General features: G+C 40.9%; 11 protein-coding genes. 2 read left to right on the top strand and 9 right to left on the bottom strand.

Translation table 11 applies throughout. The annotated features are described in order from the left end of the window. Positions 1 to 4: 4 nt before the first annotated feature. The 7 genes from BMW45_RS15765 to BMW45_RS15735 form a co-directional block, all read right to left on the bottom strand. Positions 5 to 766, bottom strand: coding sequence for a phosphate ABC transporter ATP-binding protein (locus tag BMW45_RS15765; RefSeq protein ID WP_025233985.1), 762 nt, complete (start codon positions 764 to 766; stop codon positions 5 to 7). Positions 767 to 776: 10 nt separating this feature from the next. After that, positions 777 to 1613, bottom strand: a complete 837-nt coding sequence (gene pstA / locus BMW45_RS15760; protein ID WP_092245552.1) for a phosphate ABC transporter permease PstA — start codon at positions 1611 to 1613, stop codon at positions 777 to 779. Between the two features lie 7 nt (positions 1614 to 1620). Then, positions 1621 to 2466, bottom strand: a complete 846-nt coding sequence (gene pstC, locus BMW45_RS15755) for a phosphate ABC transporter permease subunit PstC (RefSeq protein ID WP_025233987.1) — start codon at positions 2464 to 2466, stop codon at positions 1621 to 1623. Next, complete coding sequence (locus BMW45_RS15750) at positions 2463 to 3311, bottom strand: phosphate ABC transporter substrate-binding protein (RefSeq protein ID WP_092246560.1); 849 nt, start codon at positions 3309 to 3311, stop codon at positions 2463 to 2465. The genes pstC and BMW45_RS15750 overlap by 4 nt, the downstream gene beginning before the upstream one ends. A 114-nt stretch (positions 3312 to 3425) precedes the next feature. Next, positions 3426 to 4223 (bottom strand): phosphate ABC transporter ATP-binding protein PstB, encoded by a 798-nt coding sequence (pstB, locus tag BMW45_RS15745; RefSeq protein ID WP_092245548.1) that lies wholly within the window; start codon positions 4221 to 4223, stop codon positions 3426 to 3428. Positions 4224 to 4840: 617 nt separating this feature from the next. Then, positions 4841 to 5266 carry a VOC family protein gene (locus tag BMW45_RS15740; protein ID WP_092245545.1) on the bottom strand — a complete coding sequence of 142 codons (426 nt, stop codon included), beginning with the start codon at positions 5264 to 5266 and terminating at the stop codon, positions 4841 to 4843. 108 nt (positions 5267 to 5374) lie between these two features. Next, positions 5375 to 7129: an ATP-binding cassette domain-containing protein gene (locus BMW45_RS15735; RefSeq protein WP_092245542.1), complete on the bottom strand. Its 1755-nt coding sequence runs from the start codon at positions 7127 to 7129 to the stop codon at positions 5375 to 5377. A gap of 518 nt (positions 7130 to 7647) precedes the next feature. Here BMW45_RS15735 and BMW45_RS15730 point away from each other — a divergent pair. After that, on the top strand, positions 7648 to 8232 hold the full coding sequence (locus BMW45_RS15730) for a TetR/AcrR family transcriptional regulator (protein WP_092245539.1): 585 nt from the start codon (positions 7648 to 7650) through the stop codon (positions 8230 to 8232). Between the two features lie 126 nt (positions 8233 to 8358). Further along, entirely contained in the window at positions 8359 to 10134 is a 1776-nt protein-coding gene (locus BMW45_RS15725; RefSeq protein WP_092245536.1) for an oleate hydratase, read from the top strand. A 177-nt stretch (positions 10135 to 10311) separates the two neighbouring features. Here BMW45_RS15725 and BMW45_RS15720 read toward each other — a convergent pair whose 3' ends face one another. Then, positions 10312 to 11088 (bottom strand): SDR family NAD(P)-dependent oxidoreductase, encoded by a 777-nt coding sequence (locus tag BMW45_RS15720; protein ID WP_092245534.1) that lies wholly within the window; start codon positions 11086 to 11088, stop codon positions 10312 to 10314. Between the two features lie 62 nt (positions 11089 to 11150). Continuing rightward, positions 11151 to 13964, bottom strand: a complete 2814-nt coding sequence (locus tag BMW45_RS15715; protein ID WP_092245531.1) for an oxidoreductase — start codon at positions 13962 to 13964, stop codon at positions 11151 to 11153. Positions 13965 to 13999 lie beyond the last annotated feature (35 nt).

Raw genomic sequence — 13999 nt, 5'->3', positions numbered from 1 at the left:
AATCTTAACCAAATCTACCGGTAAGGTAATCGTTCGTTCGATTATCCTTGGGGAATGAAAAGACCTCTTGGGTATAACCTTGTTCTATTAAATCTCCCATTAACATGAATGCAACCCGGTCAGCGATACGCCCAGCCTGCTGAACGGTATGTGGTGCAATGATAATGGTGTATTGCTCTTTAAGCTGTATTAAGGATTCCTCAATTTTGGCCGTTGATATTGGGTCAAGTGCTGAACATGGTCTGTCCAGCAAAATAACTTCCGGCTCAAGGGCCAAAACCCTGGCAATACACAAGCGCTGCTGCTGACCACCGGATAACCTGGCTGCAGGAGTATCCAGCCTATCTTTGACATCATCCCACAGGGCAGACATACGCAGAGCTTTTTCCACTTCCTCTGCCACATCCGCCTTGGTTTTCATTCCACCCATACGGGGGCCCAATGCGACATTGTCAAAGATGGACATAGGCAGAGGTGTTGGTACATCAAAGACCATCCCTACCCTGCGGCGCAGTTCTGTCACATTAACGTCCGGGTCAAAGATGTTTTTCCCATCTAAAAGTATCTCACCCTCCTGACGTGCTCCCACAGTCAAATCACTCAGACGGTTCAATGTGCGAAGCAGTGTTGTTATACCACTATTGGCTGGACCAAAAACAGCCATAATCCGATTTTTAGGTATCTCCAGGTTAAGTTCTTTAATAACCTGCTTTTGTTGATAATAGAAGTTTAATCCTTTTATTTCTATTTTTGATTTCTGTGTCATTTTTCACCTCTTAACGGCCTTTAGCTATGAATCTATTGACCAGCATATTGAAACCAACATTAAGCAGAAGAATAAGAATAATCAAGAGCGCTGCTGTTCCATAAGCGTTATCCATGGATATTCCCTCCCTCGCCAGTATATAAAAATGTACTGCCATCGTTCGAGTTGGGGAGAAGATTGATGTAGGCATGCGCAATGCAGAGCCGGCTGTTAAAATAACAGCAGCTGTCTCAGCTACACATCTCCCTATGCTCAAAATTACTCCATTTACTATTCCGGGGAGTGCTGATGGGAGTACCGTCCTGGTTATTGCCTGCCACTTTGTGAGTCCCAAAGAGAAGCCTACCTCCCGGTATAGCTGTGGCACAGTACGAATCGCCTCTTCTGATGTACGTATAATAGTAGGCAGAATCATGATAGCCATGGTTAATCCGCCGGACAAAATTGACCATCCAATTTTTAAGTATATAACAAAGAAGATAAAACCAAAAAGTCCATAAACAATGGATGGTATCCCTGCCAGAGACTCGGCACTGAAGCGGATAATGCGGGTGACTCTGCTCTCACGTGTGTACTCCGTAAGGTAGATAGCTGTTCCAATACCGAATGGTGTTGCGACAATTACGGCTACTGCCGTCACAATCAGAGTACCGACAATGGAAGAAGAAATACCCCCTGAACGGCCCATATCCCGCGGAATATCTGTTAAAAACTGCCAACTGAGCATAGGTATGCCCTTGATTAGTATATGGATAATAATAGAAAAAAGAATTGCAATAACAAGAAGAGCAGCTGTCCAAATCAAAAATTTTGCTATCTTTTCGGAAGCTTTCGCGTTAATTCTCATAGTGACCTCACCTCTTTCGTGTGATGTATTGGGCAGAAGCATTTAAAATCATGATAATGACAAACAATACAATACCTGTGGCGAAAAGCGCCTGCTGGTGTTCGCCTGATGCATATCCCATCTCAATACCGATATTCGTGGTCAGTGTCCTGACAGGGTCAAGAACTGATTCAGGAAGTGCGACAGCATTACCCAGAACCATAATCACCGCCATAGTCTCACCAATTGCCCTGCCTAAACCTAAAATTACGGCGGCAACGATACCCGATTTGGCCGCAGGTAACAGCAAGGAACGTATCGTTTGCCATTGTGTCAATCCTAATGCAAGCGCTCCATCCTTATAATGGCGCGGCAGCGCAAGGAGAGATACTTCGGTGATGCTGATGATCGTTGGCAGGATCATAATACCCAAAATGATGGAACCGGCCAATATGCTTAAACCCGGACCTCCCAGGTAGTTACGTATCATTGGTACAACGAACAATACTCCCCAGAACCCATATACCACGGAAGGTATGGCAGCCAGCAACTGGATGGCGGGTCTGAATATGTTTCTAAGTTTTGCAGGAGCAAACTCAGCCAGAAAAATGCTGCAGCAAATGGCGATGGGAACTCCCAGGATTGCTGCTCCTAAAGTGACCGATACAGATCCCACTATCATCGGGAAAATGCCATAGTAACCTTGGCTTGGAGCCCATTTCATCCCAAAGACAAAGTTTATTATACCAACCTTGGCAATAATAGGGATACCTTTTATAAATATAAACACAGTGATTAACGCAAGCACCGATAAAGTCGAAAGAGCAATTAGAAGAAACACACGCTCAGATAATTTTTCTTTAAAATTCTTCATTTTCCTGCCCCCTCTTCTGATGGAATAAGTCCCTCATTGCTCAGTAATTTTTGCCCTTCTGAAGAAAGGGTAAAATCTATGAATTCCCTATTTAATCCGGTCGGTTCCCCGTCAGTGATAAATAAAAACTGCCTGGACAGTTTGTAGCTGCCATTCATTATATTTTCTCGTGTCGCTTCGATGCCATCTAAATGTAAAGCTTTCACTTCATCCGTAACCAAACCCAAAGAGATAAATCCTATCGCATTGGGGTCATCCGCAACCAATTGCCGTACCGCCCCATTGGAGTCCTGGACGATAGCTTTCGGGGTTATCTCTTCTTCACCCATCAACAGCTCCGCAAAGGCACTTCTTGTACCTGAACCTTCTTCACGCGCTATGATATTGATCTTTGACTTTGTGCCTCCCAATTGGCTCCAGTCGGTAATTGTAGCAGCGTAAATATCGCGAATCTGATCTGAAGTAAGGTCTTGTATCGGATTCCTGGGGTTTACTATTAATACCAATCCATCCTTGGCAATTTCTACATTCCACAGATTTTTCTCCTCATCGTTCAATGCACGGGAGGACATTCCAATATCGGCACTGTGTGTCTTGGTTGCCGTAATGCCGGCTGAAGATCCACCACCCTGGATATCAATCACAGCGTCTGGATTTAAAGCCATGTACTCTTCTGCCAGAATCTCAGCATAGGGTTGTACGGAAGTTGAGCCTGCAACAATTGTGGCTGAGCCAGGTGCCTGGCTGCATGCAGTCAGCATACCCATAGTAAGGGTTAATATCACTACGCTGACAGTACCTTTTATTCGTCTTAATAATTTGCACGTTACAATCTTTTTCCTCATGTCTCTCACAAAAATCAAACATCAAAATCATCAACTATGATAAAACTCCAATGCTTGATTTCCTCCATTTCTCAGAATATATTAAAGAACTGCAAGTTCACATTTTAAAAATTTTTATCCGAACCGACCTGTAATATAGTCCTCGGTGCGTTTATCCTTTGGATTAGCAAAAATTTCTGCTGTTGGAGCATATTCGACCAATGTCCCCGCTCTATCATGATCCATCATCATAAAAGCAGTCATATGAGACACCCTTGCTGCTTGTTCCATACTATGAGTTACAATAATGATCGTATATTTTTGCGCCAGTTCCTCCATTAACCCCTCAACTTGCATTGTAGATTCCGGATCAAGAGCACTGCATGATTCATCCATTAATAAAACGTCAGGCTCCACAGCCAATGCACGGGCTATACACAGACGCTGCTGCTGTCCCGGAGAAAGATCAAAAGCGGATTCTTTCAGTTTGTCCTTAACTTCGTCCCATAAAGCTACCTGGTTCAAGTTCCTTTCCACAATCTCATCAAGACGGGCTCTTTGTTTTATTCCATGATGCCTTGGACCAAAAGCCATATTATCATACACAGACATAGGAAAGGGATTAGGTTTTTGAAAAACCATACCAACTCTTTTTTTCAGTGCAACAACATCCATACTTTTATCATAGATAGAAACACCATCAAGCAAAATTTTTCCCTCTACCCTAACTCCTGGTATCGGGTCATTCATACGATTAAAAAGACGCAGAAGAGAAGATTTACCGCATCCCGACGGCCCAATTATGGCTGTTATAGCACATTCTGTAATATCCATTGTAACATTTCTCAGCGCTTGGAAGTTGCCATAAAATAGGTTTACCGCATCTGTTTTTATCTTGGCTTTTTGCCCAGATTTTAACATTTGATCATCCATTCGTCACCCTCGCTAATCGACTCCTTATTAAAACTTTAATAAGAAGCGCTTATCCTTTATAATATTTTAAACTTCTATCTTTCTCTTCACAACAAATATTAATTATACAATAATTAATGATAATTAAAGCATTATCTATGTTAATTATAGGTAAAATTTGTGTAAAATTTTCATCCCCAAAAGGAGACCAACAGGTATGGTAATATAAAATCCTACCTGCGGGATTCATATGATACCGATATACTTCAAGTATATTTCCGAAGCATTTTTGTAAATAATTCTTCGAACATAATAGCATTTTGTCCTTTATAACTATCTTGTCCATATTTCGGAATATATTTTCATATTCATATTGTTCAAATTCCCAAATTTTTGTTTTTTATACTGTTTTTAGGCTAGTTTGCAAGGAACTGCACGCATAACGTTAAACGGGCTGATGACAGCAAAAGGCGGTATGCACCTGATAAAGTGCATACCGCTGTTTTGTTGTGTAGGAATCCAATGGAGGGAGTGTCAAGGACGGCGTAGCCGCTCGTATTATCCTTGACACTCCCTCCACTTCTGCTCCCTTCGCCTTAAACCAATAGGGCGCAGGTGTTTTTATTGAGTTATGATTTTTATAACAATGCAAAATGGGGACTTTCTATAACTGATTTCATCTGACATAAGCAAAAAGGGTGTCCTGCAGGGTCAAGCATGACTCTCCAATCATCGGAAAATTGCTCATCTGCGATTGTCGCTCCACAATGAATTGCATATTCAACTGCCTTTTCCAAATCGTTAACAGCGAAGTCTAAATGCGCCATTTGCTGTTGCGCTTCAGGCTTATCCGGCCAAACAGGCGGTTTATACTCAGGATTCCGTTGAAAGGTTATTCCAGGATACATCCCCTGCTCCGTTCCCGGAGCACCTACACATGCCCAATCTTCATTATAAAATGGTATTTCCCACTTAAGCAGCACCGCATAAAACTTTGCTAATTCATAAGGGTCTTTGCAATCCACCGTAAATGAGTACATTTTGATTTTCAGTTCATTATCCATAGCGTGAATACCTCCAAATAAAGAATTGTTATTTATGGGAAAGAAGTACAACCATCTCCATATATGCTGGGAAACCAGTTCTATACTGCATAATGAAACTTATTGAAATTATGTCATTGACATTTTCATTTTTTTAATAATCTCTTCTAATGACTCCATAAGAACCTTTGCCATTTCAAATTCGTTCGTCCGAAGCAGTTGTTGTATTCTGGTTTCTGTCTCTTTTTTCTTTTGCTCCAGCAACAGATAGTCTTTGTCAAAATGATTGGCATAAATCATCTGACGGAATTTGCGGATGCTCATTCTGCGCACCGTGTTGTTTTCTACCAAAAGTACATAGTCCATACAATTGGCCACCGTATAATAATCATGGGATACCATAAGAATTGCACCTTTGTACCCAGAAATCGCCTGTTCTAATGCAATCTGCGCATAAACATCCAAATGCCCCGTCGGTTCATCCAGCAGCAGGAAGTTGGCTTTTTCTAATGAGAGCATCGCCAATTGAAACAAATCCTTTTCTCCACCAGATAATTCACTCACTTTCTGACCAAGCGTCTCTCCTTCAAAACCATATTTTTTTAAATAGTTCTCTATATCATTTTTTCTATCAAAGCCTTTTTCTTCGAAGATTTCAAGCAGCGTTTTCGTATCATCATATAATGAGCCAGTAATCTGGGAAAACATGCTAACCTTTGCACCTTCACTAATCCTGATCGTGTCTTTCTTATTTTCAAAGACTTCACATAGCATTGTTGTTTTTCCTGTTCCATTACTCCCCACAATTGCCACATGCTCTCCAGGCTTCATTTCAAAATTCACATGCTCTAAAAGCTGCTCATCAAACGCAACGCTATAATCCGTCAATTCCAGAATATTTTCATCTGCCACTTCGTTTTCCAGATCAAAATATATTTCCGGCTGTTTGATATCCACGAAAGGAGCCTTTGTTTTTCTAGCTTTCAGCCGGTCCACCAAGGTCTGTCTTGCATGTACGGCCCTCCCAAGGGATGGGTTGTCCATTTCCGACGCTCTCGCTCTGGATTTTTGTAAGATTCTACTTTGACGGTCTATCTCTGCTTGGTCTGCAGCTGCTGCTTCTTCTAAATCAATCTTCGTAGCGAGAAGTTCATAATTATATTCTGTATAAGTTCCATCAAATTCCTGAACATCCATATTTTCCATGTGAAGTATCTTGTTAAAGCAATGGTTTAATAAGTACCGGTTATGTGTGATAATAAGAAGCGTTCCTTTGTGGGCATTGATCAGATTTCTTAAAGCATTCAGATGATTAAAATCCAAAAACACATCCGGTTCATCCATAATAAGAAATCTTGGACTCAGCATCATCTCTCTGATTACCTGGACCAGCTTAAATTCTCCGCCACTCAGACTACTGATTTTCTGTTCTTCTAACTTTTGCAGATTAGCTAGTTTTAATTGTTTCTTTATATTGATTTCGTGAGACTCTCCATCAATCGCATTCCATTCATCTAACTCTTTTTGATATTCCTCGAATATACCTTCCAGGTCTACAGCAGTCTCCATTTCCTTACAAAGGTCAAATATTTTCTGCTCATGCTTTACAAATTCATCGCTGATATACTGAAACACGGTCATATCTTCTTTTGGATCTAATTGCGAAAATTGACTGACATATCCGATTCTGCCTGTATTGTCAATTTCTATTTTCCCATCGTACAGATACTCTTCGGAGTGCATTATTAAATCGAGTAACGTACTTTTTCCTGTACCATTGGTACCAATCAATGCGCAATGTACATTATCTTCTATTGTAAATGAAACTTTTTTATATAAATCCTTTTGTGGATATGAGTAGGACAAGTTTTGAACCTTAATCATGATTACCTCCTATGGTATTTATTTCCGATATAGTTTGACACAAACTTCACAATGTGATGCAACCGTTCTTTTATACTTCGTGTCAAAATCCCACTTTACCCCGCCTACTATTAATTAAACAAGATTATTAAGTTGTTGCATTGTCATTTTTATCACTTTATTATATCGGCGTTTTGGTGTAACGTCAAGATATGCTGAAATAACCACTATTCAGGCATCGCAAAGTTATAGCTGGTAATCTCATGACTGTTCTCTTTTGTAAACTCTGCTTTACCGCAATAAAATTTTTATATCAACATTAGACGCCCGCACTTTTTATATCAAACGTGTGGGCGTCGTTTAAATAACCGTATTATTTTCTAATCAATAATCTGTATTTTTCATAACTTTCACGTTCTTGGAATATATGATATAATTAAGCCTAAAAATCAGAATAGCAGCATACCAAACCTACTCGTATTTTCACTTCACTTATACAGATCTTATGAAAGCCAAATCACGCTAAGGAGGCCTTTTGAATGTCGCAGATAACAAAGCGGGCTCTAGAAACCTCGCTCAAAAATCTTTTATTACAGAAACCACTTAATAAAATCACCATTTCAGACATTGCAAATGATTGCGGAATCAATCGAATGACCTTTTATTATCATTTCAAAGATATTTATGATTTAATTGAATGGATTTGTAATGAAGAAACGGCAAGAGCAATTAACGGTAAAAAAACATATGAGACTTGGCAGCAAGGCTTTTTGCAAACATTTCAAATGGTTCTTGATAATAAACCATTTATTTCAAATGTTTATCATTCGATCAGTAAAGAAAAGATCGAAGACTATTTTTATGCAATTACTTTTGACTTGTTGATCGGAGTTGTCGAGGAAAAAGCAGTCGGCATGTCTGTTACGGAATCAGATAAAAAGTTCATCGCAAACTTTTATAATTTTGCCTTTGTGGGCTTACTTTTGGATTGGATCAAAAAGGACATGCGTGAGGACCCGCAATTAATTATTGATCAGGTCAGCACTTTGATTCAAGGAGATGTATCTAGAGCCTTAAACCGGTATCAATTTAACAAATCTAATCAAATTACTCAAAATGATTAAAAACTATACAATATTGCCGGCATGATGCGATTCTTAACAAAACAGCTATATTGATGATTGTAATAAATTCAATAAATAATATACTGGTGATGTTGAGACAATCTAATAATCATGGAGGTAATTACTATGTATTATTCTAAAGGAAATTATGAATCACTGGCTCGACCAGAGAAACCAAAAGGTGTTGACGGTAAATCAGCCTATCTCATTGGTTCAGGTCTTGCCTCACTTGCTGCCGCGGCTTTTCTTGTTCGTGACGGACAGATGGATGGAAAAAGAATCCATATATTAGAAAAGGATTCTCTTGCGGGCGGCGCCTGCGATGGTTACAAATATGACGACGTTGGTTTTGTGATTCGCGGCGGACGCGAGGTGGATAATCGCTATGAGTGCTTATGGGACTTATTCCATTCTGTTCCATCGCTGGAAAAGGAAGGTGCCAGTGTGCTTGATGAGTTCTACTGGCTCAATAAGCATGACCCGAACAGTTCTCTCATGCGTGCAACAGTTAATCGCGGCGAAGATGCCCACACTGACGGCAAATTTACCTTGTCAGACAAAGGCATGCAGGAGATCATGAGACTATTCTTCACACCGGACGAGGCTCTGTATAACCGGCGTATTTCTGAATTGTTCAGCGACGAAGTTCTGAACTCGAATTTCTGGCTGTACTGGCGTACCATGTTTGCTTTTGAAAATTGGCATAGCGCACTGGAAATGAAACTGTACATCAAACGATTCATTCATCATATTGGTGGTATGCCTGATTTTACGGCAGTCCGGTTCACAAAGCTCAACCAGTATGAATCCATGATTCTGCCTTTAGTCAAGTATCTGGAAGCTCATGATGTCCAATTCCATTACGGCACCAAGGTAGAAAATATATTATTTGATACCCAAGAAGATAAAAAAATTGCAACCTGCATTGAAGTTACCCGGAACAATGCGAAAGAGCACATTGATCTGACTGAAAACGATTTGGTATTTATCACTAACGGTGGCTGCGTTGAAAACTCCTCTATCGGCAGCCAAAACACTCCTGCATCTTTCAACCATGAAATCAAGCAGGGCGGCGGCTGGGATTTGTGGCGCAAAATAGCGGCTCAGGATCCGTCCTTTGGACACCCGGATAAATTCTGCTATGATGCAGAGCAAAGTAACTGGATGTCTGCAACCGTGACGACGCTTGATAACCGAATTCCTCCTTACATCCAGAAAATTTGTAAACGTGATCCATTTAGCGGCAAGGTGGTTACCGGTGGCATTGTAACCGTTAAAGATTCCAACTGGCTGCTCAGCTGGACATTTAACCGTCAGCCTCATTTCCGTAATCAGCCTAAGGATCAGTTGGTTGGCTGGATATACGGTTTATTTACTGACAAACCCGGCAATTATGTCAAAAAACCTATGCGTGAATGCACAGGCAAGGAAATCTGTATGGAGTGGCTGTATCACATCGGTGTTCCGGAAAATGAAATTGAGGATATGGCCGAACACAGCGCTAACACGGTACCTTGTATGATGCCTTATATTACTGCTTTCTTTATGCCGCGAGAAGCAGGTGACCGTCCTGACGTTATTCCGGCAGGCAGCGTAAACTTTGCTTTCCTTGGCCAATTTGCTGAGACAAAACGTGATACGATTTTTACAATTGAATACTCTGTCCGTACCGCTATGGAAAGTGTCTATACGCTTTTGGATATTGACCGAGGCGTACCCGAAGTCTGGGGAAGCACGTATGATGTTCGTGATCTGCTTAATGCCACTTCAAAATTGGGAGATGGTAGAAGGATTACAGATTTAGAACTTGATCCCAATATAAAAGTTGTATTCAATGAAGCTATGAAGAAGATTGCGGGTACAGATATTGAAAAACTGCTCAGAGAATATCACTTGATTTAGTGATATAACAACAGCAACAACAAAGTAGAATTGCATTGTTGCTTTCCAATATAATATGCCAAATTAAAAACACGTTCTGTTTTGTCTGTATCCAAAACTATGAACGTGTTTTTAAGATGAGTCCGTTGGAAAGTAATTTGCCATATTTTGTACTACTGCCAGTTAAAACACTTAATTCTATACAAGGGCTCCGCCGCCATCTACGATTATGAACTGGCCCTGAACATAACTGGAACTATCGCTGGAAAGATAGAGAACTGTACCATTTAATTCCCCTTTTCTTCCTGGACGTCCTGCCGGGTTCAATGTATTATATTGGTTCAGAAAATTTTCTGACTTAAATAAACTTTCACTCGTCATTTCACTTTCAAAAAGAGCCGGTCCAATGGCATTCACTGTGATACCATATTTAGCATAGGAAGCTGCCATACCTCTTGTTAAGCCAACCACTGCAGCTTTGGAGGAATTATAGGAATGTCTGATAAATACATCAAACTTATCTGCAACAACTGCATTTACGGATGCAATATTAATAATTTTACCATAGCCTCTTTCCTTCATCTGCGGAAGTACATATTTGCTTGCTAAAAAGATTCCCTTCACATTCGTATCAAAGGATTTATCCCAATCCTCCACTGACATGCTGTCTACACCGCCATGAACAGCAACTCCTGCATTATTTAACAAAATATCAATGTGGCCGAAGGTATCAAGCACAGTTTGCATTGCCGTTTTTACACTTTCCTCATTTGTAACATCACATCCAACTGCTACTACCTTTCTGCCTATTTTCTCAATTTCTGCTTTTACTTCGTTTAACTTTTCAATACGTCTTGCCAGTAATGCAACATCTGCTCCTGCTTTTGCATAGGCTAGTGCGGCATCTGCACCAAGCCCTGAACTAGCTCCTGTTACTACAGCTACTTTTCCAGTTAAATCAAAAAAATTTTCCATATTTATATACATCCTTTCACTTTTATCAATTGAGATCACAAATAATATTCCCAAAAATCGAATTAAATACGGCCTGTTTCCATAAATGCCGTACGGTCATAGCGTCCGGTTAACAAATATGGAATTACATCATCGGCTTCTAATTTTTCTACTAAATTAAGTTTATGTACTAACAAACTGTTCTTTGAATAAGCACCACCTATTATGGTGTTAACAGGAAGTTCTGCCCATGGGTCATCAATACTTGATTTTAAATTGAGCGAAACCATTCCCGGCTCCCATGATTGATAATTATATTCGCATTGATTCATAAGCAATGCTCCGTTCAGGAAATGAGAAACACCGTTTTCATCTGGCATCCGGTCAAAATGGAAATAGAACCCGCCTCCAAATGTCTGCTTACCTGCTGCCGGGAATTGATAGAGAGCCGCGGTCAGAGGATTATTATATTCACCTAATTTCATGGTTGCTTCTATAATCTGTGTTCCTCTTCTCGTTACTCCTGCTGTTACCGTGTCACCATTTCTTCTAATGACAAATTCTCCTCCCAGTTTCTTTGGAATACTTCCATTATCACGGCCGCATTGTACTGCCATTTCAGCTCCGGATCCGCCAAGTACCAGACCCATCGTATATAAACCAAGTGTCTTACCGTAGGTTGCATAAACCCCCAAAATAGCTTCATAGTAGTCATCTGCAAATGTTGGATTATTCACATGGCAGATGGATAAGGTAACTACCGGCATAGAAAATGGTTTCAATGGCGGCGGAAGTATCCGCGCAATTGCTGCCGGGTCAGTAAGATAGCTGATGTAGAGTCCCTCCTGATTATCCATTAGAGATATCTTGCCGAAGTTTGGTATTTCATCTTTGGAAACCCGAAAGCTTGGAGCTTTTTGTTTTTCCATAAATAATTCACTTCCTGCCTCATAACCTGTACGTACTGCAGGTGCGATAGTTCCATCTTTTATGGCACTTCCTATTACCTTCACCTCTACACCCGTTGCTTCTAATTCAGAAACCAAAGATTGATCCGGTCTGAATCCAATAGAAAGTACGACTGCGTCGGCAGATACATTTACTTCTGCATGATCTTCCAACCTCTCCAGTACAATCCCGTTATCTTTTATCTCTTTTAAGGAATGTCCCAGCAAATAATCTGCACCTGATTTGGCAAGCCGTCCACAGACATCAGCCACATTGGTATGGTTTGCATTTGGAGCAGGCTTATCAAGCATATCAATAATGGTGACCTGATTTCCCTCTTCACAAAGATATTCTGCCGTTTCAAGTCCTGTAAGCCCAGCACCGATCACAGCTACTTTTTTCCCTTTTAATGCTGAATTTCCTGACAGCACCGATTCCACCGCAAATACGTTGTCACCCTTTATTCCGGGGATTTTTCCTGGAATAATAGATGCAGAGCCTGTGGCAAGAATGACTGCATCCGGCTTATATTCCATAATCATATCTGCAGTTGCTTCCGTATTTAATTTTACTTCTACTCCAAGACGTTTCAATTCACCGTTATAGTAATCGGCAATCCACTGCATGCGGTCCTTTAACGGCGGTTTCTTGGCCAGATTAACGGTTCCTCCAAGTTCACTCTGACGGTCAAGCAATGTGACTTTGACACCACGAAGGGCAAGGGTTTGTGCTGCACACATTCCAGCCGGTCCGCCGCCAACAACAATTGCAGTATGTCCTTTGGTATCGTGAACAAGATTCCCATATTTCCGCTCTCTTGCATATCTGGGGTTTAGTGCGCATTCCGGCGGTATACCGGCAGCGTTATATTCATTCAGACTTTCAAAGCAGCGCAGACAGGAGATGCATTTGCGTAACTCACTTTCTCTTCCTTCCTGTACTTTTTTCCCCCACTCTTCATCGGCATTCCAGGTACGTCCCATGGAAATAAAATCTACTACCCCTTCTTCCAGGAATTTTTCCGCTACTGCAGGTTCTCTAAATACCGATACACCGATTACAGGAATTTTCACATGACTTTTTACTGCCAAAAGCATGTCATGTCTCCAACCCTGAGGGAAAGAAATAGGTTCTATGCAGGTCATGCCTGTTTCATATAATCCACAGCTGGTATCAATAAAATCAATACCCGCCTGCTCTAAGGCCATGGCAATCTTTATACCATCTTGAATATGGATATACTCTTCTGTTACACCTGTCTTATCCAGAAATTCTTCTACACTTAACCGGACACCGATCGGGAAATCCGGACCACATTCTTTCCGTATTCCATCGATAATTTCAATAATCATTCTTAGACGATTTTCAAAACTTCCGCCATATTCGTCTTCCCTTTTATTTGTATAAGGAGACAAAAACTGATGCAACAGATATCCATGTGCTGCGTGTAATTCCACGCCGTCACAACCTGCTTTTTGAACTCTGACAGCACCTTCAATAAACTGCAAAATCAATTGTTGTATTTCATCTATGGTAAGTGCACGTGTCTCCTGTTTTACTAATTTGCAAGGAATCGGGGACGGTGCAACTACCGGCTGCCCGCCAATAAGTGCAGACACCGTTTCACGTCCAGGATGATGCAGCTGTATCAATATCTTGCTGCCATGCTTATGTACTGCTTCCGCAAGTTCAGCCAGTGGTCCGATATGCCTGTCTTTTGTGACTGACAGCTGTCTCATAAGCCCTGCTCCATGCGTATCATTGATACGGGTAATCTCTGGTATGATGATTCCTGCACCGCCAACCGCTCTTGCTTCGTAAAAAGCAATCATATCTTCAGAAGGCGTTCCATCAAGGTTGGCAAGTCCGCACCCCATCGGAGACATGACCAAACGATTCTTAATCGTTACCTTTCCAATTCTTCCCTCTTCAAATAATTTGTTATACATTTTTCCCCTCCTACTATGTTCCTTTATAAGATTAT

This window comes from Lacrimispora sphenoides (genome assembly GCF_900105215.1).
Taxonomy (GTDB): Bacteria; Bacillota; Clostridia; order Lachnospirales; family Lachnospiraceae; genus Lacrimispora; species Lacrimispora sphenoides_A.
This window is presented reverse-complemented; position numbering and strand designations above follow the sequence as displayed.

Excerpts from the sequence above, each read along its gene's own strand:
- BMW45_RS15765 (WP_025233985.1), bottom strand. The coding sequence starts at position 766 with ATGACACAGAAATCAAAAATAGAAATAAAAGGATTAAACTTCTATTAT.
- BMW45_RS15730 (WP_092245539.1), top strand. The coding sequence starts at position 7,648 with ATGTCGCAGATAACAAAGCGGGCTCTAGAAACCTCGCTCAAAAATCTT.
- BMW45_RS15725 (WP_092245536.1), top strand. The coding sequence starts at position 8,359 with ATGTATTATTCTAAAGGAAATTATGAATCACTGGCTCGACCAGAGAAA.
- BMW45_RS15750 (WP_092246560.1), bottom strand. The coding sequence starts at position 3,311 with ATGAGGAAAAAGATTGTAACGTGCAAATTATTAAGACGAATAAAAGGT.
- pstB (WP_092245548.1), bottom strand. The coding sequence starts at position 4,223 with ATGGATGATCAAATGTTAAAATCTGGGCAAAAAGCCAAGATAAAAACA.
- BMW45_RS15715 (WP_092245531.1), bottom strand. The coding sequence starts at position 13,964 with ATGTATAACAAATTATTTGAAGAGGGAAGAATTGGAAAGGTAACGATT.
- pstC (WP_025233987.1), bottom strand. The coding sequence starts at position 2,466 with ATGAAGAATTTTAAAGAAAAATTATCTGAGCGTGTGTTTCTTCTAATT.
- BMW45_RS15720 (WP_092245534.1), bottom strand. The coding sequence starts at position 11,088 with ATGGAAAATTTTTTTGATTTAACTGGAAAAGTAGCTGTAGTAACAGGA.
- BMW45_RS15740 (WP_092245545.1), bottom strand. The coding sequence starts at position 5,266 with ATGGATAATGAACTGAAAATCAAAATGTACTCATTTACGGTGGATTGC.
- BMW45_RS15735 (WP_092245542.1), bottom strand. The coding sequence starts at position 7,129 with ATGATTAAGGTTCAAAACTTGTCCTACTCATATCCACAAAAGGATTTA.
- pstA (WP_092245552.1), bottom strand. The coding sequence starts at position 1,613 with ATGAGAATTAACGCGAAAGCTTCCGAAAAGATAGCAAAATTTTTGATT.